The following is a 3,233-nucleotide window of genomic DNA, read 5'->3' as shown; positions in this document are numbered from 1 at the left end:
CGGGCCCATGGGGTTGCGAGAATTGACGAGTCAGAAGTACGTCATCCACGGGGAGGGGCAGGTGCGCTAGGGTGGCCCCACAGGACACGTATGGCGACCAAGAAAACAGCGACGAAGAAGAAGACGGCGGCGAAGAAGAGCGCGACGAAGAAGGCGCCTGCCGCCCGGAAGAAGCTTGCGACGAAGAAGACGGCGAAGAAGCTGCCCGTCCGCAAGAAGACCACCAAGAAGAAGGCGCTAACCCCCGGGGCACTGACGGCCGGGGCCCCGGCGGAGAATCCGCGAGCCCATGCGTTGGCGCGAAAGATGGCCAACCTGCTCTCGGACAAGAAGGGGGTGGACATCCTCCTGCTCGACGTGCGCGGGATGACGTCCTACGCGGACTACTTCGTGGTGGCCTCGGGCGAGAGCGACCGGCAGGTGTCGGCCATGGCCGAGCACGTGCTGACCAAGCTCAAGGAGGACGGCCTGCGCCCCATCGGCCACGAGGGCATGGAGACGGGCCAGTGGGTGCTGCTGGACTTCGGCGAGGTTGTGGCGCACCTCTTCTTCACCGAGGCGCGCTCGCACTATGACCTCGAGGGCCTCTGGGCCGACGCGCCCCGGGAGAAGGTGGCCTGAAGGTCCGGGTCCTCTCCATTGGCAAGGACCGCTCGGGCCTCTATGAGCCCGCGGTCCAGGAGTACGCCTCCCGTCTGATCCACTACACCCGCTTCGAGCTGCTCGAGCTGCCCGAGGCGGGTGGGAAGAAGGGCAAGGCGGGAGACGCCAAGGCCACCGAGGCCGAGGCCATCCTCTCGCGCCGCAAGCCGCAGGACCTGCTGGTGGCGCTCGACGAGCGGGGCAAGCTGCTGGATTCGGTGGAGTTCAGCCGCTACGTCGGCCGGGCCCAGGACGGCGCCAAGGACCTGCTGCTCATCATCGGCGGGGACGAGGGGTTGGACGAGCGGGTGCGGCAGGCCGCGGACCTGACGCTCTCGCTCTCGAAGATGACGCTGCCGCACCGGCTGGCGCGGGTGGTGCTGGTGGAGCAGCTCTACCGCGCCTTCACCATCCTCAAGGGCGAGCCCTACCACAAGTAGGCGGCCAGGCGGCCCTCGTCAGGCGGAGGAGACGGCGCACGTCCGAGGGGGCATGAATTCGCCCGCTCCCCACGTCCGTGTCATCGCCTCGCCCCAGTCGTGGGTGGAGGGCGAAGCCATCCGCCAGCTCGAGGCGGCCTCACGACTTCCCGGCATGCGCTCCGCGGTGGGCTTGCCGGACCTGCACCCGGGAAAGGGCGCACCGGTGGGGGCCGCGTTCGCCTCCGAGGGCCTCTTCTATCCCTTCCTGGTGGGCAACGACATCGGCTGTGGGATGGGGCTGTGGCGGTTGGACCTGCCCGCGCGCAAGGTGAAGCCGGAGCGCTGGGCGGCGCGGTTGGACCTGGAAGGGCCGTGGGCGGGCGACACGGACGCGATGCTCGCCGGGCTGGGGGTGAAGCCGAGCGGCTTCGAGGCGGCGCTCGGCACGGTGGGTGGTGGCAACCACTTCGCCGAGGTACAGCGGGTGGACGCGGTGCACGACGCGAAGACCTTCACCTCGCTGGAGCTGGGCACGGACGGGCTCCTGCTGCTCGTCCACTCGGGCTCGCGAGGGTTTGGCGAGGCGATTCTGCGAGCGCACGTGGACCGGCACCGCACCGGGGGGCTCGCGGAGGACACGGACGAGGCGCGGCGCTACCTCACCCGGCATGACCACGCCGTGGCCTGGGCGCGGGCCAATCGCGCCACCATCGCCGGGCGCATGATGCAGGGCATTGGCGCGGCGGGGCGGCGGGTGCTCGACGTCTGCCACAACAGCGTCACCCCGAAGGATCTCCACGGGCACACGTGCTGGCTGCACCGCAAGGGCGCGGCGCCCTCGGACCAGGGGCCGGTGGTGATTCCCGGCAGCCGCGGCTCGCTGAGCTACCTGGTGCTGCCCACCGGGGACGGCGCCGACCATGCCCACAGCCTCGCGCACGGGGCCGGCCGCAAGTGGACCCGCTCCAGCGCCCGCGAGCGGATGCGCGAGCGCTTCACCCCCGACGCCCTCACCCGCACCTCCTTCAAGAGTCATGTCATCTGCGAGGATCGGGATCTGCTCTTCGAGGAGGCGCCTCCCGCGTACAAGGTCATCGACCGCGTGGTGCGGGACCTGGTGGACGCCGGGCTCGTCCGGGTGGTGGCGACGCTCGCCCCCGTGCTCACCTACAAGACGCGCGCCCGGCGGGACTGAGCCCCACCAGCCGAGCAACCCTTGTCCCCTCCCCCTCGGGGAACCGACCTTAGGTTTCCCCCATGAAACCCGCCCACAAGGTCCTGCTCTGCATCCTCGATGGCTGGGGCGTCCGCCAGCAACGCGACGACAACGCCATCGCCCTCGCCGGCACCCCCCACCTCGACGCGCTCACGAATGGCACTCCTTATACGGAACTCCAGACGGCCGGGCTGGCCGTCGGCCTCCCCGAGGGCCAGATGGGCAACTCCGAGGTGGGCCACACCAACATCGGCGCCGGCCGGATCGTCTACCAGGACCTGGTGCGCATCAACCGCGCCTGTGAATCCGGCGAGCTCGCCGCCAACCCCGTCATCCGCGCCGCGCTCGACAAGGCCAAGGCGGAGGGCAAGGCCTTCCACCTGCTCGGGCTGGTATCCCCCGGGGGCGTGCACTCGTCGATGGACCACCTCTATTGCCTCCTCAAGGCGGCGCACGAGCGCGGGGTGGCCCACGTCTACGTCCACGCCTTCACCGACGGGCGCGACACCCCGCCCCAGAGCGGGCTCGGCTACGTGGAGGAGCTGGAGCAGTTCCTCCGCGAGACGCACGCCGGGAAGATCGCCACCGTGGGCGGGCGCTACTACGGCATGGACCGGGACAAGCGCTGGGACCGGGTGAAGCTCGCCTACGAGGCCATCGTCCACGGCGAGGGCCCCAAGGCCCCCGATGCGATCTCCGCCATCCGCGCCTCCTACGCGGAGAAGGTGACGGACGAGTTCATCAAGCCCACCGTCATCTCCCACGGCGACGGCACGCCGGTGGGCCGCATTCGGGACGGGGACGTGGTGATGTTCTTCAACTTCCGCGCGGACCGGGCCCGCGAGCTGACGCACGCGCTCGCCTTCGATTCCTTCAAGGAGTTCGACCGCGGTGGCCTGCACGTGGGCCGCTACGTGTGCCTGACCCAGTACGACGAGACGTACAACCTGCCC

4 protein-coding genes are annotated in these 3,233 nt (G+C 69.9%); all 4 read left to right on the top strand.

Going from position 1 to position 3,233, the window contains the following annotated elements; genetic code table 11:
- Positions 1 to 90: 90 nt before the first annotated feature.
- The gene (gene rsfS, locus VF794_RS37310) at positions 91 to 621 is read left to right on the top strand and encodes a ribosome silencing factor (protein WP_331118050.1); all 531 of its coding nucleotides are present in this window, start codon (positions 91 to 93) and stop codon (positions 619 to 621) included.
- Positions 618 to 1,082, top strand: a complete 465-nt coding sequence (locus VF794_RS37305; protein WP_331118052.1) for a 23S rRNA (pseudouridine(1915)-N(3))-methyltransferase RlmH — start codon at positions 618 to 620, stop codon at positions 1,080 to 1,082. Before rsfS ends, VF794_RS37305 begins: the two co-directional genes overlap by 4 nt.
- A gap of 52 nt (positions 1,083 to 1,134) precedes the next feature.
- Positions 1,135 to 2,259 (top strand): RNA ligase RtcB family protein, encoded by a 1,125-nt coding sequence (locus VF794_RS37300; protein WP_331118047.1) that lies wholly within the window; start codon positions 1,135 to 1,137, stop codon positions 2,257 to 2,259.
- 62 nt (positions 2,260 to 2,321) lie between these two features.
- The coding region (gpmI, locus tag VF794_RS37295) for a 2,3-bisphosphoglycerate-independent phosphoglycerate mutase (protein ID WP_331118045.1) at positions 2,322 to 3,233 on the top strand (912 nt) is incomplete at its 3' end.

It is taken from the genome of Archangium sp., from assembly GCF_036389735.1.
In the GTDB taxonomy this organism is placed as follows: domain Bacteria; phylum Myxococcota; class Myxococcia; order Myxococcales; family Myxococcaceae; genus Archangium.
The sequence above is the reverse complement of the archived record's forward strand: the minus strand, read 5'-3'. Positions and strand labels throughout refer to the sequence as shown.